The following is an 18,913-nucleotide window of genomic DNA, read 5'->3' as shown; positions in this document are numbered from 1 at the left end:
AAAGGACGTGACTGCTTTTCAGTCGCGTCCTTTTTGTATGCAGAAGAAAACCCGCAGGTTGAAGGACCCGCGGTTTCTACTCTTCATGCTGCTGATTGATGACTTGCTTTACAGATGCGCCGTTGTGATATCCATTGTTCATCTCTCGTAATTGATTATAAGCCGTGTCAAATTCCTCTTTTGACATCTGCTTAGCGGCTAATGCAGAGCACAAAATGGCAAAGGCGATCGGCATTGTATCAATGTGAATGTCGATATGGACCTCTGAGTTGCCGCTGTTTTTGATCACGGATTCAGTAGCAGGCATCTCTTGAGTATGTCTGTTGATAGGAATAATATTGTCGTTCATTACTCTTCCCCGTCTTGTGACTGCGCCTGTGCCTGGTCCTGATCAGTATTCACGTTGACCACAACATTTGAATTGCCGCTGTTTTGGACTTTTGCAACTGCTGTATTGCGGTCTGTGTTTTCTTCATTTTCATGACGATTTTCGCTCATGGTATCATCCTTTCTCTATTGATAGTGATAGGATATTCGATAGGAGAGTGAAGAGATTGGACGAACTTCGCGGTTTTTCCACATTGGGGCTAAAGGTCGAAGGAAAGCACTCTATTTGGTAAAATGAATAGATATTATAAAAGAAAAGGTGTTTGCATATGAAGTCTTACATCATCGTCGGCGCAGGCATACTAGGTGCATCGACGGCTTATCATCTCGCAAAAGCAGGAGCCCGGGTTACGGTGATTGACCGGAATGAGCCGGGACAAGCGACGGACGCGGCGGCAGGGATCGTCTGCCCTTGGCTTTCGCAGCGCCGCAATCAGGATTGGTATCAGCTCGCTAAGGGCGGAGCGCGATACTATAATGATTTAATCAATCAACTGGAAGAGGACGGTGAAACAGACACCGGATACAAGCGTGTCGGCGCGATCAGCATACACACTGATGCGGAGAAACTCGATAAGATGGAGGAGCGGGCGTATAAGAGGCGCGAGCATGCGCCGGAGATCGGTGACATCACCCGTTTGTCCGCGAGTGAAACGAAAAAGCTGTTTCCCATTTTAGCTGATGGCTATGAATCGGTTCATATCAGCGGTGCCGCCCGTGTGAACGGGAGGGCGCTTTGCCAGTCGCTTTTGAATGCTGCAGAGAAACATGGTGCGGTCATTGAAAAAGGAAATGCGTCCTTGTGTTTTGAAAGCGGAAGAGTCACCGGTGTCCAAACAGACAAACAGCAGTTTGAGGCTGATAGTGTGATCGTGACTGGAGGGGCATGGGCCAATGAGTTGATGAAGCCTCTGGGCATTCATTTTCAAGTATCCTTTCAGAAGGCGCAAATTATGCATTTTGAAATTCCTGGTGCAGATACTGGATCATGGCCGGTGGTGATGCCGCCGAATGACCAGTATATTTTGTCCTTTGATGACGGCAGAATTGTAGCAGGCGCCACCCATGAAAATGAGGCCGATCTTAAAGACCTGCGTGTGACAGCAGGGGGACAGCATGAAGTCTTGAGCAAAGCACTTGCCGCAGCCCCTGGGCTTGCTGACAGCACAGTCATTGAAACAAGAGTGGGATTCAGACCGTTTACACCGGGGTTTCTGCCAGTGGTGGGTGCCGTGCCGAATGTTCAAGGACTTTACGCCGCTAACGGTTTAGGCGCATCTGGGTTAACGATGGGACCGTTTCTCGGTTCAGAGCTCGCAAAGCTCGTTCTCGGAAAGCAGACAGAAATAGACCTTAGCCCTTATGATCTTGCCTGTGCGCTTGCATAATAATGAAAGGCATGACAAACAAATATAGTAAAGCTGTTCTAGCTTTTCTTTCCTGTCTGTGTTAGCATTTATCTTTAATGAAAAAGAGGACGTGAACTGATTTTGATAAAAATTGATATACCCGCACCGAATGTCACCATCACTGAACGACAGCAGTCAGCTAATGATAACGAGCCGAAAATAAAGGCGATTTACGGATTCATCGACTTTCACCAGATACCAAGGGATAAAGGCGGCATCTTCATGTTTTATAACATTCATGACGAACTGCTATTTGTCGGTAAAGCCAGAAAGTTAAGACAGAGAATTAAGAAACATTTTGAAGACACTGTCTCACCGATTAAAAATCACAGGGACGAAGTTTATAAAATTGAAGTATGTGTAGTTGAAGATCCAATGGAAAGAGAAATTTACGAAACCTATATCATCAATACACAGCACTCGAAGTATAATATAGACAAGGTATTTTTTAAATAAGAAGTCAGTCTGCGGATTGAACAGCGAGGCCAGAGCTTATATTAAGTTCTGGCTTTTCATTTGGGCATTTTTCCGCGGATAGATATTTGTCTATTATTCGAGTAAATTAATGAGAAATTTCAGAAAATAATATTGACATTCCTATCTCTGGACTTTAATATAACAATATATAATGTTATATAACGTTATATAATAAAAACGAGGAGTGAAGGATTTGAGTCAGGTCACAGCAAAAGTTAATCGTGAGGTTCTAGCTTTCTTGCAGGATTTGAAAGGAAAAACCATCGACCATGTATTCTTTGTCGCATGCGGAGGGTCTTCGGCCATTATGTATCCGAGTAAATATGTGTTTGACAGGGAGTCAAAATCAATCAGCTCTGACCTTTACAGCTCTAATGAATTTATTCAGCGAAACCCTGTGCAGCTTGGTGAAAAGTCTCTTGTCATTTTGTGCTCGCACTCGGGAAATACCCCGGAAACGGTAAAAGCCGCTGCATTTGCGAGAAGCAAAGGCGCGCTAACGATTGCAATGACGTATAAGCCGGAGTCTCCTTTAGCACAGGAAGCGCAATATGTCGCCCAGTATGACTGGGGTGATGAGGCGCAGGCGATCAATACGAACTATGGTGTTCTATATCAAATCGTTTTCGGCGCTTTGCAGGTATTAGAAAACAATACGACATTTGAACAAGCAATTGAAGGTTTAGATCAATTGCAGGCTGTGTATGATGAAGCCCTTAAGCAGGAAGCTGACAACGCACAGCAATTTGCAAAAATACATGAAAAAGAAAGCATCATTTATACAATGGCAAGCGGTGCAAACTACGGTGTCGCTTACTCCTACAGCATCTGCATTCTCATGGAAATGCAATGGATTCATTCCCACGCCATTCATGCCGGAGAATATTTTCACGGACCGTTTGAAATTATTGATGAATCCGTGCCGTTTATCATCCTGCTCGGTTTAGATGAAACAAGGCCTCTTGAAGAGCGGGCGCTTACCTTCTCGAAAAAATATGGCAAAAAGCTGACTGTGCTCGATGCCGCATCTTACGACTTCACTGCAATTGACGATTCAGTAAAAGGCTATCTTGCTCCGCTCGTTCTTAACCGTGTGCTGAGAAGCTATGCGGATGCTTTGGCAGAAGCGAGAAATCATCCTTTATCTCATAGAAGATACATGTGGAAAGTTGAGTATTGATCTGAAAAAGAGGAACCATTATGCATTAGACTATAATGTTATATAACATTATAGTCTAATGTCCAGAGGAGGCCAACCCTTTGAAGAAAATGTTTTTATTTTTGATCATTGCAGCTGTCAGTATGCTCACCATTGCGGGCTGTTCGAGCCAGGGCAGTTCAGCCGATGGAAAGGTGACATTGAAATTTTTCCACAGATGGCCGAAGGAGCCGGAAAAAAGGTATTTTGAAGAGGTTGTAAAGGAATTTGAAAAAGAGCATCCGGATATCGACATTCAAACTGAAGCGGTTTTGAATGACTCCTATAAAGATAAAATTAAAGTTATGCTGGGAACCAGCAGCCCTCCTGATATTTACTTCTCATGGAGTGACGAGTTTGCTTTTAAATTTATCAGAGGAAAGAAAGCACTTGATCTCTCGTCCTACTACAAAGATGATACAGATTGGTCATCACAGCTCGTTCAATCGCAAGTTACACCATTTACGTATGAAAACAAACAATATGGCGTGCCGTGGCAAATGGACGCTAAATCATTTTTCTATAATAAAGACATATTTAAAAAGCTCAATCTAGAGCCCCCGGCGACTTGGGATGAACTCATCGATGTCTCGAAGAAGCTGAAAGAAAATGGCTATACACCGATCAGTTTCGGAACAAAAGCGACTTGGACAATCTCACATTATATCGGAACGCTGAATCAGCGGATGGTCGATGAAAAAACAAGAGAAAAGGACTATAACGCCAAAATGGGTGAATTTACCGATGAAGGCTATGTGAAAGCACTTGAAAAGCTGCAGGAACTGATGCCTTACTTCAATAAACATGTAAACTCCGTCGACCATGAATATGTGAGACAGCAATTTAAGAGCGGAAAGTCGGCGATGATATATGCGGAAACTGCTGAAATCAAACTGGTTGAGCCAGTGAATCTAGGGATGTTCTCATTCCCTGAAATCAGCGGGCAAAAAGGATCTTCAGAAGCGTTAACGGGGGCGCCTGAAGGATTTATGATTTCCTCGAAAACAAAACATCCAAAGGAAGCAGTGGAATTTTTGCAATTTCTGACGTCGAAAAAAATGGGTGAAAAGCTCGTCAAAGACGTCGGCAAATACAGTGCGGTGCAAGGGACGGCAACCGAAGAAAATTCTACAGCCATACAGCGTGAAGCCGTTCAGCATATCGTAGATGCCAAATCAATGGTTCCGTGGTTCGACATGGATGTTGATGTTGAAATCGCAGATGTGTACTTAACAAGCGTCCAGCAAATGCTTGGGGGCGACATGACGCCGAAGCAGGTCATGAAAGCCGTCCAAAAAGCAGCCAAGCAAGTGCGGGCATCAGCTGAATAAATCAAAGAAAAGGTGAAGCGACGCACCTTTTCTTTTTATAAAGGAGATGAGTTATCCTTGGTCAATCAAAATAGAATAATCCCCTATTTGTTTTTGCTGCCGGCTCTTGTTTTTTTACTTTTCGTTTATATCCCGATTTTTGAGAATGTCTTTCTCAGTCTGTTTCAATGGAGCTCTTTTTCTCCGGAAAAAACGTTTATCGGATTGAAGAACTATGTTGAATTATTTCGTGATCCTGTCTTTTATCAAGCCCTCACGAATAACGTGCTCTACGCAGTGATCTCAATTGTATGCCAGGTGTTTGGCGGTTTAATTTTGGCGGCGGTGCTTGAGGATAAGCTGGTCAGAAAATGGTCGCCTTTTTTTCGTACCGTTTTCTTTTTGCCGGTTGTCATCTCGATGACGGTTATCGCGCTTTTGTTTGATTTTATTTACAACCCTGAGACGGGGCTTTTGAATCAGCTGCTTCAGGCGGTTGGTCTTGATCAGCTGACGAGGGCATGGCTCGGGGATGACAGCACGGCTATGCTTTCTGTCATTTTTGTATCTCAGTGGCAGTCTGTGGGTTATATCGCAATGCTGTACATTGTGTCGATTCAAAAAATACCGGATGAACTGTATGAAGCGGCGCGTCTTGACGGCGCGGGAAAAATTCAGCAGTTTTTTCACATTACCATTCCCCAGACGAAAGAGATGTCTTTTGTTGCGGTGGTCATGACGCTGACCGGCGCCTTTACGGTATTTAATGAACCGTACATTTTGACAGGCGGCGGACCGGGAAACGCTTCTGAGGTATTAAGCACGTTCTTATATAAAAGCGCCTTTACAAAGGATATGATGGGCTATGCTTCAGCGATTGCCACTGTTGTGTTAATCATTACGCTTGCTTTGTCGCTCATGCAAATGAAGTTCTTTAAAACCGGAAAGGAGGACTAACAGATGCTGCCTCAAAAGAAGACAGATTCATTCAGATTAGAGCCTGTGCCTGACCGGCACATCAAGGTGAAGAGAAAGCCGAGGCGAAAATGGTATATCGGAGAAACGTCTGTGTGGGTTTTTCTGTTTCTCTATCTTATCGCGATTGCTTATCCACTTTTATGGATGGTCATGAGCGCCTTTAAAAGCTCGGATGATATTTTTGAGAACAGCTGGTCGCTGCCGTCTTCGTGGCATCCGGAGAATTTTGTGTCCGCCTGGAATCAGGGAATTTCTTCTTATTTTATGAACAGTGTGATCGTGACGGCGCTGACATGTGTAATCACTGTCTTTATCAGCGCATGGGGAGCGTACGGGCTTTCGAGGTTCGAGTTTAAAGGAAAAGGGTTCTTTTTGGTGCTTTGTCTTGGCGGTTTGATGCTGACACCTCAGGTCAGTCTTGTGCCGCTTTATTCCATTATTCAGTCGCTGGGGCTTTACAATACGTATTGGGCTTTGATATTGCCTTATGCGGCTTATCGGATTCCGTTTACCATCATTTTGATCCGCTCTTATTTTCTTTCTATTTCTAAAGAATTGGAAGAGGCGGCTTATTTAGATGGGTGTACGAGTTTTGGGGTATTTTTCAGAATTTTCTTACCAATGAGTGTGCCTATTTTAGTGACGTCGGGCATTTTGACGGCTTACCATACGTGGAATGAGTTTATGTTTGCGATTATTTTCATAGATGACGAGAATTTGCGGACCATTCCGGCGGGGCTGATGCAGTTCCGAGATGCACTGCAGACGGATTGGGGCGTCTTGCTGGCGGGATTAACGATTTCTGCTGCGCCGATTATTATTCTATTTTTATTTATGCAGAAATATTTTGTCCGCGGGATTGCAAGCGGAAGCGTAAAAGGATAAAGGAGGAAGCACAATGAAATTAATTGCTGTTGGAGACAATGTTGTAGACTACTATCAGGATCAAGAAACATTCTACCCGGGAGGTAACGCTTTAAATGTCGCAGTGCTTGCAAAACGGCTTGGACATGAGGCTTCTTATATCGGAATCGTCGGCAATGACGAAGCCGCGGCTCATCTGCTGAATGTGCTGAAATTGGAGAAGGTTAACGCGGATTTTATTCGCCAGGCGCATGGGGAAAACGGAATGGCAATCGTTACCCTTGATGAACAGGGGGACCGGATCTTTGTCCGATCGAATAAGGGGGGTATCCAGTCGCGTCTCCGTCTTGTGTTTCAGGAAAAGGACTTATCTTTTATCAGCGGGCATGATCTGCTGCATACCAGTGTGTACAGCAGGCTTGAGAACGATTTGCCGCAGCTGTGCGGTCTGATTCCGGTCTCTTTTGATTTTTCCACAAATCGAGAGGATGAGTATTTGAAAAAGGTCTGTCCTTATGTGACGTACGCGTTCTTTTCAGGAAGCGATCTGAGTGAGACGGAGTGCGGCCAGCTTGCCGAAAAGGCACATGAGTACGGAGCAAAAATCGTATGTATGACCCGCGGCGGGCAAGGGGCGATCCTGTCTGCGGGAGACCGAATCTATCATCAGCCGATTGTGGAAGCTGATATAATTGATACACTCGGAGCGGGAGATTCATTTATCGCGGGATTTTTGACTGCCTTCTGTGAGAAGCAGGATATGGCGGACGCTTTGCGCCAAGGAGCAGAAACAGCTGCGAAAACATGCGGAGTGTACGGGGCATTCGGCTACGGCTATCCCTACCGCCTGGAGGAAGGGGGAAGCAGTGAAAAAACGAGAATACTATAAGCAGTGTCTCGTTTTTTATGCCTGTTACGTGTAGGGGCTGTTGATTGTAAATGTGACACGGTTTGTGTGCATTAAAAACAGTGAGCAGTAGATCGGCTGATCGTTTGAGGTAAATGCGGTTTTATCGATTTCAAACAGTGCATCTCCAATATCGCAATCCAAGTATTTGCTTTCCTCCTGCTGGGCATATACAACGTTTAATAGTTTCGTATTGTGAGTGGGAACGACTTGGTATTGCTGCTTCAAAATATCATGCATAGATACACCGTCCGCAATAAACGTATTGATGGCAGGAAACAGCTCCAGCGGATAATGCGTGATTTCAAAGGTGAGCGGCTGATCATCATTATATAAAATCCGTTTTAATTCAACGACAGGGCTCTCGGTTTTAATTTGAAGCTTTTCGGCAATCGGTTTCGATGCTGGAATGATTTCATGGGACAGAACCTGGTGCTTCGGCTTTTTTCCGGTTGATTCCATAAATTCCGAGTAGCCGTTTACTGCAATCAGCTCTCTCTTCAATTTAGGGCTTTTAACGAACGTTCCTTTTCCCTGCTGCCTGATCAGATAGCCTTCTTCGACCAGATCGAGAATGGCTTTTCTGACGGTAATGCGGCTGACATTATACTTGCTGCAAAGCTCGTTTTCTGTGGGCAGCTTGGCAGCCGGGGAATACAAGCCCTTTTTAATGTCATCTGTTATGATTTGTTTTAGCTGAATGTATAAAGGTGTTGAACTTCCGTTGTTTAACAAGGGGTAGCCTCCTTTTAAGCTATTATTTATATTATAATGTATTATGACGTTATAATACAAATTTGCGTTTTTTATTTTAGAAATATAGCAAATATGGGAATTGATTACTCTAAAAATAACAGAAAGACCGAGTTGTTTCCAGTGACGAAATAACGGAGAAAAAAGACAGGGGGGTTTTCTGATGGCTTCATTAACATTTGAACATGTCAAAAAATCATATCATTCACAATTAACGGTGAAGGACTTTGATTTAGATGTAAAAGATAAAGAGCTTTTGGTGCTGGTGGGGCCGTCAGGCTGCGGCAAATCGACAACCCTGCGGATGGTGGCTGGGCTGGAAAGCATTTCTGAAGGAAGCCTCTTTATCGATGGGGAACGGGTCAATGACCTTCCGCCGAAGGAGCGTGATATCGCGATGGTGTTCCAAAACTACGCGCTGTATCCGCATATGACAGTTTTCGATAACATGGCGTTTGGATTAAAGCTCAGAAGAATGCCAAAACAAGAAATTGCCGAGCGGGTGCATGCAGCTGCAAACATTTTGGCGATTGAGCATTTGCTGAAGAGAAAACCGAAGGCACTTTCCGGCGGCCAGCGGCAAAGGGTGGCTCTCGGCAGGTCTATCGTGCGGGAACCGAAAGTCTTTTTAATGGACGAGCCGCTTTCTAATCTGGATGCGAAGCTGAGAGTGACGATGCGGACAGAAATCAGCAAGCTTCACCAGCGGCTAGAAGCAACCATTATCTATGTCACCCATGATCAGACTGAAGCGATGACGATGGGTGATCGGATTGTCGTCATGAATGAAGGTGAAATTCAGCAAGTGGCCAAGCCTCATGATATCTATCATTATCCGGCAAACCTGTTTGTGGCCGGGTTTATTGGCTCTCCCGGAATGAACTTTTTCAAAGGCATGATTGAAGAGCAGCATGGCGAGCTGTTTTTCACAAACTCTTCGATCCGGCTTCATATACCTGAAGAAAAGGCAAAACGGCTGAAGGAAAAAGGCTATGCCGGACAACCGATGACACTCGGTGTACGGCCGGAGCACATCGCACAAATGACTGGATATGATCAGCTGTTTGATTCCGTGTTGAAAGCGACAGTGGAAGTGAATGAAAATTTGGGATCTGAGCTGATTGTGCATGTCAGCGCTGGGAACGAGCGGCTTACGGTAAGGCTGGACGGCAGCAATCGAATCGCCGCGGGCGATTCGATTCAGCTGGCGGTGAAAATGGATCACGCCGTCTTTTTCGATGCTGAAACGGAACAGGCTGTGTATTAGAAAAGGTGCTCCCTTCGGGGAGCACCTTTTTCTTACGGCCAAATGTCGTCTGCCCATTCAGGGTGATCGATAAATGGATTTCGGTTGTGCTGATATTTTTCATAAATGATTTCATTTCTTTTTCTTTCGCGGGCATCAACAGGGTCCTGCCTATTCCATTCAAGCAAGGCGGATTGTTTTCCGTGATAAGGAGCAGAGCCGTTTCCTGTTTTATCATTGAGCTCAAGGTCAGGGTAGCCGTCATCTCCTTCATAACGGACAGCCATGTAAAACAGCATGCGGGCGACATCGCCTTTCACATCATCGCGGGGCTCCCATGAATCTCCATCATAATAATTTCCGGGTGCTTTCGCATATTCAGTGCCGCCGTTGTCAAAATCCATATTTCCTCTGGCGCTGTTGACTTGAACATCAGCCGGGCGCAAATGGTGAATGTCGGTGCCAGGCCCCATGCTTGTACCAAAATCGCCATGGGATTTCGCCCAGACATGCTCCCGGTTCCAGTCCCCGACATTGCCGCCGTTTAGGTTTTTCGAACGCGATTCATTCGTATAGAGCAGGATGACGTTATTCGGATTTGCCGGATCTGCATCCGTTTCTTTCAGCGCGTTCCATACCTCGCTGTAAGACAGCATCGTATGTCCGCTGATGATGCGGTGCAGCGCGCTTTTTAACGCCTCTCCGCTTTTTCCTTCAGCACCTTCATAATAGGTGTCTGTGTCGGTGTATGGTGCAACGGGAGAGACCAATGAGAGAATGCCTCCGGAGGCTGCGGGAGAAATAGCTGCACGGTCATTCAGGTTCAATCCGGTTTGCGCGCTTGCTGAAGCAGAGGGCGCAAACCATCCGGAAATCAGTAATACACAGACGAGCGGCAGAAACCTTGCTTTTGTTGTCATCACTTGCCCTCCTTTAGATCAGATCATGTCTATTATCTAAAATTGAATGAAAGGTTAGAAGTGTCATTTTGTATATTTTTCATTAAAATTGTAAATTAGTACCTTTGGAGGAGGCGGAACTCTATTGTTTCAGGATCTTTAGTCTGCGTTTTTCCTTGATTGAGTGCTGCTTCATTCGCTTGTAAAAACGCTGAGGTCTGCACATTGCTTGCTTCACTGAAATATTTTCTTCCCGTGAATCTCGCTAGTTCATCCCCTTTTTTTCCTCTTGCTGTTTTTTTAATTCATTGCTGCTTATTGACTCTCTTCCTTACTGGCTGCTTTTTCTAAAATGGAATGGCAGACTGGTTATTATGACTAAAAAACAAACATTTTTTTGGTTTATGTGCTGATGAACTAATGTCTTCCTCCCTCTATAATGAAGTCACCATAACGGCCAGAGGAGGAAGCACATGGAAAAGCAGAGGCTTTCAGTAAAAAGCGGCATTGCTGATTACATTGATTGGCTTGCCCAATTCGGCGTGTCTGCTGATGGCGGGGTAACGAGACTTTTGTACACCAAAGAGTGGATGGACGCGCAGCTCGCCGTGAAAGCGGAGATGTCGGCATTTGGGCTTGACGCCAGGTTTGACGATGTCGGCAATGTCTTTGGAAGGCTTCAGGGCACCCAGTCTCCGGATGATGTGATTTTAGCCGGCTCACATATCGATACTGTGATCAATGGGGGAAAGTATGACGGCTCATATGGCGTGCTTGCGGCAATGCTTGCTTTAAAGCAGCTCAAAGAAACATACGGAGCGCCGAAAAAAACGCTTGAGGCTGTGTCTTTATGTGAGGAAGAGGGCAGCCGTTTTCCGATGACATACTGGGGATCAGGGAATATGATGGGTGCTTTGTCATTGAAGCATGCGGAAGTACCGAGGGACGGATCAGGTGTTTCATTACAAGAGGCGATGCATAACAACGGTTTTGGCAGAGGCGTGTATCCGTCAGCGCACAGGACAGATATCAACGCTTTTATAGAAATTCACATTGAACAAGGACAGACGCTTGAAATGTCAGGACGAGATCTCGGTGTGGTGACAAGTATAGTCGGGCAGAGAAGATATTTGATTACGCTTGAGGGAGAATGCAACCACGCAGGGACCACCTCCATGAAATGGCGCAAGGACCCGCTCGCAGCCAGCACCCGAATGATTCATGAACTGCTGCTTCGTGCTGAAGAACAGCCGGATGAGCTTCGCCTGACATGCGGAAAAATGACGGTGGAGCCTAATATGGCTAATGTCATACCTGGACGGGTGCAGTTTTCAATCGATATTCGACATCAGCATCAGCGTGTGCTGGAGCATTTTCATGAAGAAATGACAGCTGTTATCAACGGTATTTGTGACGAAAAAGGGATTCACGCCATGATTGATGAATATATGCGAATAGAGCCTGTGCCGATGGACGAAACGCTTTCTGCCAAGGCTCTTGAGACAGCGGCAGAAAACGGTATCAGCTGTGAAGAAATGGTGAGCGGGGCAGGGCATGATGCGCAAATGATCGGAAGGAGCTGTCCTGCTTGTATGCTGTTTGTGCCGAGCAGAGGCGGCATCAGCCATTCCCCGGAGGAATTTACTTCTGCACGTCAGCTTGAGATCGGCGTCCGCACATTGACTCATTTATTATATAAACTGGCTTACTGATGAAGGAGGAATGGCTGTGTCAGGCAGAAAAGAATTATGTACACCGTTAAGAACGATTATGACACCGGGGCCTGTAGAGGTCGATCCGCGTGTATTAAGAGTGATGAGCACGCCGGTTGTCGGCCAATTTGACCCGGCGTTTACCGATATCATGAATGAAACGATGGAAATGCTCCGAGAATTGTTTCAAACGAAAAACCGCTGGGCGTATCCGATTGATGGCACATCACGGGCGGGAATCGAAGCGGTGTTAGCGAGTGTCATTGAACCGGGAGATGACGTGCTAATTCCGATATACGGCCGCTTCGGCTTTTTGCTGACTGAAATCGCTGAGCGGTACGGGGCGAATGTACATACGATTGAGTGTGAGTGGGGAACGGTTTTTGACCCTGACGAAATTATACGGGAAATGAAAAAGGTGAAGCCGAAAATTGTGGCGATGGTGCACGGGGAAACATCAACTGGCCGAATCCATCCGCTGAAAGCGATTGGAGAAGCGTGCCGTGCTCGGGATGTACTGTTTATTGTCGATGCGGTAGCGACAATTGGGGGCTGCGAGGTGAAAGTGGATGAATGGAACATTGACGCAGCTATCGGCGGTACGCAAAAGTGTTTGTCTGTTCCGTCTGGCATGGCACCGATTACATATAATGAACGTGTGGCAGATATCATTGCGGCGCGCAAAAAGGTGGAACGCGGAATTGCGACCCAGGCAGACAAGGCGAAGCTTTCCGGAAATCGCCCGATCACAAGCAATTATTTTGATTTGAGCCAGCTCGAGGATTATTGGAGCGAACGGCGGCTCAATCATCATACAGAAGCGACAACGATGCTTTATGCCTTGCGTGAGGGCGTAAGACTGGTGCTTGATGAAGGCCTTAAAGCACGTTTCGAGCGGCATCAGCACCATGAGGCCGCGTTAATAGCCGGGATTAAGGCGATGGGGCTGAAGCTGTTTGGGGATGAGAGCTGCAAAATGCCTGTTGTCACCTGTGTGCAAATCCCGGACGGCGTAGATGGAGAGTCAGTCCGCCATATGCTTTTGGCACAGTTCGGAATCGAAATCGCCAGCTCATTCGGCCCTTTAGCCGGGAAGATTTGGAGAATTGGTACGATGGGCTACAGCTGCAGACGGGAAAACGTACTGTTTGTGCTTGCCGGATTAGAAGCTGTGCTTCTCAGACACGGCGCTGTGATTGAAGCGGGAAAAGCACTTCAGGCCGCGCTTGATGTATATGAAGATGCTAAAAGCCAGACGGCGATTTAAAGAAAAAGCGTGCGGAATTCCGCACGCTTTTTTTTCGCTCTTTCTCCAATCTGATTTTCTCTGTTTGACTCTTTTTACAAATCCGTTTTCTCTGTGTTGCATTTTCTTACGGGGCATGAGTCATTTTATCTTTTTTCATCTATTCTTTATACACGGCCCTATTAAATGACGTTTTATTTCTTACGGCATTTTTTGAGAGGAGGATGCGGCATTGGAGTATTTTCACATGATTTTAGATGCGCTTCTGGAAGATCAGGATGAGGCTGTGCTGGCGACCATTGTTCAAGTTGAAGGCTCCGCATATCGAAAAGCGGGCGCCACCATGCTCTTTAAGAAAAATGGAGAAAGAATTGGCTTGCTCAGCGGCGGGTGTCTGGAAGAGGATTTATCCCAAAGAATCGGTGAGCTCGGCGATCAGCTGCCTACAGCGCTTATATCCTATGACATGCGGGCTGAAGACGATCTTTCATGGGGCATGGGAGTCGGCTGCAATGGCGTTATTCATATCTATGCGGAACGAATCTCTCAGGAAAAAAAGCGGCACTATGAAAGAGTAAGAGACTGCCTTTATGCAGGAAAAGCCGTAACAGCTGTTACACAGATTGAATCCTCACAGTCAGGGCGTTATCTGTTTTTGTCAGAGACCGGGCATTTTGGGCACTGGCCGGATGCGCCGCTTCAAGACATTCAACGCACTGCTTCAACGTTTCATTTGCCGCATTTTGATCGATCATCAAACATTTTTATTCAGCGTATTGAGCCGAAGCTGCGTCTCATTCTGTTTGGGGCGGGCCCAGATATGATACCGCTCGCCAATTTGGCGGCTGAGACCGGATTTTCTGTCATTGTGACAGATTGGCGGCCTGCGTATTGCACAGCCTCTCATTTTCCAAAAGCAGATCAGCTGATTACTGAATTTCCGGAGCAGATGCTGAGTGAATTTGAATTTTCGCCTCAGGATTTCGCTGTTGTGGCGACTCACCATTTTCAGCACGATCAAGTCATCGTTGAATCCTTATTATCTCGAGACCTTCATTATATCGGGCTTCTAGGCTCTGAAAACCGCACGAAACGGCTGCTGAATGGAAAACAGCCACCCGCTCATTTTTACAGCCCGGTCGGGTTGAAAATCAGCGCGGAAGGCCCAGAGGAAATTGCCGTCAGCATCATTGCGGAAATCCTTCAAACACGAAAACGGCAGGCGGTTATATGAGCATTATCGGTGTATTTTTGGCGGCCGGAAAAAGCGAGAGAATGGGCACAAACAAGCTGGCATTGCCGCTAAAAGGAGAAACGATCGGATCGGCTTCATTAAAAGCAGCTCTATTATCCCGTCTTGACCATGTGCTGATTGTCGAGAGAACAGAACATGCTTCTTCACTTGAGTGGATCGGGGAGCAATATTATTCACCGCCTTTTCTGGATCGCTGGAGCCTGCATGTCTGTAAAGAAGCGGAAAAGGGCCAAGGGCATTCTGTCAGCAGCGGGGTGAGAAAAGCGGAAAGCATGGGGGCAGACGGAGTCGTCATTTTGTTGGGTGACCAGCCGCAGCTTTCCGTCGACCATGTAAATGCGCTGATATCAAGGGCTCACGAATTGTTTGCCGTGTCAGCGTCTTTGCGTACGCTCAGTCCACCTATTTATTTCTCATCCGCCTGTTTTCCATATGTAAAGGAGTTAAAGGGAGATGAGGGTGCCCGCAGGCTGCTCAAAAACGGACAGCTTGGCATTGGAACGGTAGTGGTAGTGAAAGATTGCGAGGAACTGGAAGATATTGATACACCGGAGGAATATGACACTGTTAGGAGGCGAATTCATGAACGGACAAGTGACACAAGCGCGGATGAACATTCAATTATGGAGGCCGGCAGCGCTTGATGAGGCATTTTCTCTATTGGAGCAGTTTGCGCCAAATGTGTGTGCAGCATCGGGCAGCACGCTGCTCCAGCTCCAATGGGACAAAGGAATTCTTCCAAAAACGCATCTCATCAGTCTTGAAGCCATCGAAGAAATGAAAGGCATTACCGCTGATGACACCCACGTGTCGATCGGGGCGCTCACCACGCTGAATGAATGCAGAAAAAACAGCCTCATCAAGCAGGAGCTGGCTTGCTTATGTGAAGCAGTTTCTGCTGTTGCAGCGCCGGGGATCCGAAGCCGGGCCACAATTGGCGGTAACATAGCGAGTAAAATAGGGGATTTGATTCCGCTCCTGCTTGTGCTTGATGCGGAGCTCATCGTTTATCAGAAGGAGCTTGTCAGGCTGCCGCTTGCTGAATGGATCTCCAGTGAAGCGTATCCACATGGAATCGTGACCCGTGTGATCATCCCGCGTCCAGAGGGAGATCGTGTGTTTTTCCGCAAGCTGGGAAGGAGGCAGGCATTTACCGGAGCGGTTGCTGTGACGGCAGGACGTTTACTGAAAGACGGTGACATTCGCCTCGCAGCGGGCCATGCCGATATCAGGCCGAAAAGATTAATAGAGAGCGAAGGGAAATGGATGGAGCCTGAATGGGAGGCACACGAACTGTACGAAACACTTATCAAGGAGCTGCCGTTTTCAGCCGATGCTTTCGTGTCAGCGGCATACAGAAAAAAGGCGGCTGCCAACGTCATCATGTCCGAGCTTTTGATTGAGGGAGGGGGATAAATGGGCATAGGCAAACCGTCAAGAATAAGGCCGGATGGAAGGGGAAAGGTCACGGGTGAATTGAAGTATATGACTGATCTCACCTTTCCGGGGATGCTGTATGGCAAAATCCTGAGAAGCGCTTATCCTCATGCGGAAATCGTGTCGATTTGCACAAAAAAGGCTGAAGAAATGGAAGGTGTGCGAGCGGTCGTCACCCATAAGGACGTTCCAGGTTTAAACCGTTTTGGGATCGTCATTCCTGACCAGCCGGTTCTATGCGAGGATAGAGTACGTTATGTCGGAGATGCAGTGGCGGCCGTCGCAGCAAAAACGGAAGACATTGCTGAAGCCGCGCTGGAGCTGATTCACGTGGTGTACAGGAAGCTGATGGTCATTGATTCTCCGGAAAAAGCGCTCGAACCAGATGCGCATATGCTGCACCCGGACGGGAACATCCTTCATCGCGCGTTTTTCTCGCACGGCGATGTGGAAGCGGGGTTCCAATCGTGTCACACGATTCTTGAAGAAACCTACGAACTGCCGCGGCAGATGCATACGTATATGGAAACGGAGGGGGGCGTAGCTGTTCCGGAACGTGACGGGGGTTTTACAATGTACGCTGGCACTCAGCACGGCTACAAGGACCGTTTTCAGCTTGCCCGCATTTTTGGTATTCCTGAAGAGAAGATTCGGGTTGTGTCGAGTCCGATGGGCGGCTCATTTGGCGGAAAGGATGAGCTGAATATTCAGCCGTATGCCGCGCTTTTGGCCCGTAAAAGCGGATACCCGGTCAAAATTCATCAGACGAGGCAGGAATCTGTACGCTCAGGAATCAAACGCCACCCGATGAAAATCACGATCAAAACAGGGGCTGATCAAACAGGAAAGCTTCTGGCTCATGATGTGAAAATCATTGCCGATACAGGCGCTTACGCCACGCTGGGACCGGCAGTCCTGGACTTTTCTGCTGAGCATGCCGCGGGTCCGTACCGCATCCCTAATATCCGCACTGAAGGGATCTCTGTGTTTACGAACAATGGGGTGGCGGGAGAATTCCGAGGCTTTGGCGGCAATCAAATCACATTTGCGCTTGAAACCCATCTTGATCGCCTCAGCAGCATGCTTGGCATCGACCCGCTGGAGCTGCGAAGAAAAAATATCAGAAAACCGCATGACCCGGGGCCGCTTGAGCATCGGATTGCGCCCACTGATGGAGCGGCGCAGGTATTGAACGTCATTTCTGCATCTCCTATTCTCAAAAGAAAACATCAGACGTCTCGTTATAAACGAAGGGGTGTTGGAGCTGCGATCACCATGCATGGCGGCGGGCTTGGCTATGGCCGGATGGATGCCGCAGGAGGGCGTCTTTCCCTTTCAAGTGGCGGCAAAATCACGGCTTCATTTGGATTTGAAGAGTGCGGCCAGGGCATACTCGCCGCGATTGAACATTTTGTCACCGAAGAGCTGGGCTGCGCGGCTGAGGATATTTCCATTATCATCGGAGATACCGCAAAAGTGCCAAAGTCAGGCTCCTCCACAGCATCACGCGGCACGAGCATGGTGTGGCACGCGATCCAGCGTTTGAAGAAACCGTTTCTAGCTCAGCTGAAAAAACGGGCCGCAGAATGGAGCGGTTGTTCAGCGGAAAACCTTACGCTCGGCTCCGCGGGCTTACGTGATCTATACACAAAGGAACTTGTGGTGACGTATAGAGAGCTGGCTGAAAAAGGCCCTTTGATGGAGGAAACAGCATTCGATTTTCCGACAACGCCTGATCCTGTGGTCGGCGGCCATTTTCTCTACTCATTTGGAGCGGCTGCTGTGGAGGTGGAGGTTGATCTATTAACAGGCGATGTCAGAGTGATAGATTGTGAGCACGCCATTGCGGCAGGTCCGGTTGTCAGTCCGCAGGGTTATTTGGGACAAATCGAAGGCGGCGCTGCTATGGCGCTCGGCTATACGCTGATGGAGGAAGCAAAAATGACGGACGGCCGTTACGTAGCGGAGAATTTGGATCAGTATGTCATTCCGGGAATCAAAGATGTTCCGGCAATGAAACTGACCGCGATAGAAGAGCTGATGGATGGTGACCCATATGGCCCGCGCGGTGTCGGAGAAATAGGGACGATCGCCATCACCCCGGCGATTGTAAAGGCCGTACATGATGCAGTCGGGTGCTGGGTGAACAAGCTGCCGATTTCGCGTGAAGAGCTGCTTGATGCGATAGACAGAAAGGGGATAAAACAATGGACGTAAAAGAAGCAGGATCTTTCTCTGAAAGAAGGCAGCGGTTCCGAATGACTGTGAATGAATAGCCCAAGAGGTTGATGCGGTTCCTACAGCTCGCTTGAGTGACCTTCTGCGGACGGAATTCAATCTGACCGGAACAAAGATTTCCTGCGGAATCGGCCGTTGCGGAGCATGTTCTGTCCTGCTAGACGGCACGCTCGCCAATGCGTGTATGACCATGGCCTATCAAGCGGCCAGCCATTCGATCACAACCATTGAGGGACTTCAAAAAGAAGAACTGGATATCTGCCAAACCGCTTTCCTGGAGGAAGGAGGCTTCCAATGCGGATATTGCACACCCGGGATGACCATTGCACTTAAAGCTCTGTTTCAGGAAACCCCGCAACCTACTGACGAAGATATCGAAGAAGGGCTGGCGGGCAATTTGTGCCGGTGTACCGGTTATGGAGGGATTATGCGGTCGGCTTGCAGGATTAGAAAAGAGTTGAGCTGCGGGAAAAGGGAGTCATTGGACTTTTCCCGCAGCTACAGCAAAGCACCGGATATAATGAGCTGAAAGCTAAGCATAGAACGAATACTGCTATCTATATGGAGCTTGGCATAATATCGGATCAATTTTATATG

General features: G+C 47.3%; 18 protein-coding genes and 1 pseudogene. 15 read left to right on the top strand and 4 right to left on the bottom strand.

Annotation, left to right across the window (positions count from 1 at the left end):
* Positions 1–76: 76 nt before the first annotated feature.
* Together NST56_RS17430 and NST56_RS17425 are read right to left on the bottom strand one after the other, a co-directional pair.
* Positions 77–349 carry a hypothetical protein gene (locus tag NST56_RS17430; RefSeq protein ID WP_339178056.1) on the bottom strand — a complete coding sequence of 91 codons (273 nt, stop codon included), beginning with the start codon at positions 347–349 and terminating at the stop codon, positions 77–79.
* Positions 349–498 (bottom strand): spore protein, encoded by a 150-nt coding sequence (locus NST56_RS17425; protein WP_168748691.1) that lies wholly within the window; start codon positions 496–498, stop codon positions 349–351. Before NST56_RS17425 ends, NST56_RS17430 begins: the two co-directional genes overlap by 1 nt.
* Before the next feature lie 158 nt (positions 499–656).
* Here NST56_RS17425 and NST56_RS17420 point away from each other — a divergent pair, with 158 nt between their 5' ends.
* The 7 genes from NST56_RS17420 to NST56_RS17390 all read left to right on the top strand — a co-directional run bounded on the left by NST56_RS17420 (position 657) and on the right by NST56_RS17390 (position 7,512).
* Entirely contained in the window at positions 657–1,775 is a 1,119-nt protein-coding gene (locus tag NST56_RS17420) for an FAD-binding oxidoreductase (RefSeq protein ID WP_326331516.1), read from the top strand.
* Between the two features lie 102 nt (positions 1,776–1,877).
* A complete protein-coding gene (locus NST56_RS17415) occupies positions 1,878–2,252 on the top strand; it encodes a nucleotide excision repair endonuclease (protein ID WP_010331777.1) in 375 nt (124 codons plus the stop codon).
* Between the two features lie 214 nt (positions 2,253–2,466).
* Complete coding sequence (gene frlB / locus NST56_RS17410; protein ID WP_339178051.1) at positions 2,467–3,453, top strand: fructosamine deglycase FrlB; 987 nt, start codon at positions 2,467–2,469, stop codon at positions 3,451–3,453.
* An 80-nt stretch (positions 3,454–3,533) separates the two neighbouring features.
* Complete coding sequence (locus NST56_RS17405; protein WP_339178048.1) at positions 3,534–4,802, top strand: ABC transporter substrate-binding protein; 1,269 nt, start codon at positions 3,534–3,536, stop codon at positions 4,800–4,802.
* 57 nt (positions 4,803–4,859) lie between these two features.
* Positions 4,860–5,738: a sugar ABC transporter permease gene (locus tag NST56_RS17400; RefSeq protein ID WP_168748687.1), complete on the top strand. Its 879-nt coding sequence runs from the start codon at positions 4,860–4,862 to the stop codon at positions 5,736–5,738.
* A gap of 3 nt (positions 5,739–5,741) precedes the next feature.
* On the top strand, positions 5,742–6,644 hold the full coding sequence (locus NST56_RS17395; RefSeq protein ID WP_339178045.1) for a carbohydrate ABC transporter permease: 903 nt from the start codon (positions 5,742–5,744) through the stop codon (positions 6,642–6,644).
* Positions 6,645–6,657: 13 nt separating this feature from the next.
* Complete coding sequence (locus tag NST56_RS17390; protein ID WP_010331772.1) at positions 6,658–7,512, top strand: fructoselysine 6-kinase; 855 nt, start codon at positions 6,658–6,660, stop codon at positions 7,510–7,512.
* Positions 7,513–7,536: 24 nt separating this feature from the next.
* Here the strand turns inward: NST56_RS17390 and frlR are convergent, their stop codons facing one another.
* A complete protein-coding gene (frlR, locus tag NST56_RS17385) occupies positions 7,537–8,265 on the bottom strand; it encodes a transcriptional regulator FrlR (protein WP_010331771.1) in 729 nt (242 codons plus the stop codon).
* A 181-nt stretch (positions 8,266–8,446) separates the two neighbouring features.
* Between frlR and ugpC the strand changes: the two genes are divergently transcribed.
* Positions 8,447–9,550: a sn-glycerol-3-phosphate ABC transporter ATP-binding protein UgpC gene (gene ugpC, locus NST56_RS17380; RefSeq protein ID WP_339178041.1), complete on the top strand. Its 1,104-nt coding sequence runs from the start codon at positions 8,447–8,449 to the stop codon at positions 9,548–9,550.
* Between the two features lie 32 nt (positions 9,551–9,582).
* Here the strand turns inward: ugpC and NST56_RS17375 are convergent, their stop codons facing one another.
* On the bottom strand, positions 9,583–10,449 hold the full coding sequence (locus NST56_RS17375) for an endonuclease (protein WP_339178038.1): 867 nt from the start codon (positions 10,447–10,449) through the stop codon (positions 9,583–9,585).
* 452 nt (positions 10,450–10,901) lie between these two features.
* On the opposite strand from NST56_RS17375, the gene allC reads away from it, so the two are divergent.
* From allC to pucE, 7 genes and pseudogenes are all read left to right on the top strand, one after another.
* Positions 10,902–12,140 carry an allantoate deiminase gene (gene allC / locus NST56_RS17370; protein WP_339178035.1) on the top strand — a complete coding sequence of 413 codons (1,239 nt, stop codon included), beginning with the start codon at positions 10,902–10,904 and terminating at the stop codon, positions 12,138–12,140.
* Positions 12,141–12,156: 16 nt separating this feature from the next.
* A complete protein-coding gene (locus tag NST56_RS17365) occupies positions 12,157–13,407 on the top strand; it encodes an alanine--glyoxylate aminotransferase family protein (protein ID WP_339178033.1) in 1,251 nt (416 codons plus the stop codon).
* Between the two features lie 211 nt (positions 13,408–13,618).
* On the top strand, positions 13,619–14,620 hold the full coding sequence (locus tag NST56_RS17360; protein WP_339178030.1) for an XdhC family protein: 1,002 nt from the start codon (positions 13,619–13,621) through the stop codon (positions 14,618–14,620).
* Positions 14,617–15,285 carry a xanthine dehydrogenase accessory protein PucB gene (pucB, locus tag NST56_RS17355; protein WP_339178027.1) on the top strand — a complete coding sequence of 223 codons (669 nt, stop codon included), beginning with the start codon at positions 14,617–14,619 and terminating at the stop codon, positions 15,283–15,285. Before NST56_RS17360 ends, pucB begins: the two co-directional genes overlap by 4 nt.
* On the top strand, positions 15,224–16,057 hold the full coding sequence (gene pucC, locus NST56_RS17350; protein WP_339178025.1) for a xanthine dehydrogenase subunit C: 834 nt from the start codon (positions 15,224–15,226) through the stop codon (positions 16,055–16,057). The genes pucB and pucC overlap by 62 nt, the downstream gene beginning before the upstream one ends.
* Positions 16,058–18,295: a xanthine dehydrogenase subunit D gene (pucD, locus tag NST56_RS17345; RefSeq protein WP_339178023.1), complete on the top strand. Its 2,238-nt coding sequence runs from the start codon at positions 16,058–16,060 to the stop codon at positions 18,293–18,295.
* Positions 18,286–18,845 (top strand): annotated as a pseudogene (gene pucE, locus NST56_RS17340) (xanthine dehydrogenase subunit E). Before pucD ends, pucE begins: the two are co-directional and overlap by 10 nt.
* Positions 18,846–18,913 lie beyond the last annotated feature (68 nt).

Origin of the sequence: Bacillus sp. FSL R5-0560, assembly GCF_037966305.1 — a bacterium.
Classification (GTDB): Bacteria; Bacillota; Bacilli; order Bacillales; family Bacillaceae; genus Bacillus; species Bacillus mojavensis.
Note: the sequence above shows the minus strand (reverse complement) of the source record. Positions and strands in the feature narration are given on the sequence as shown.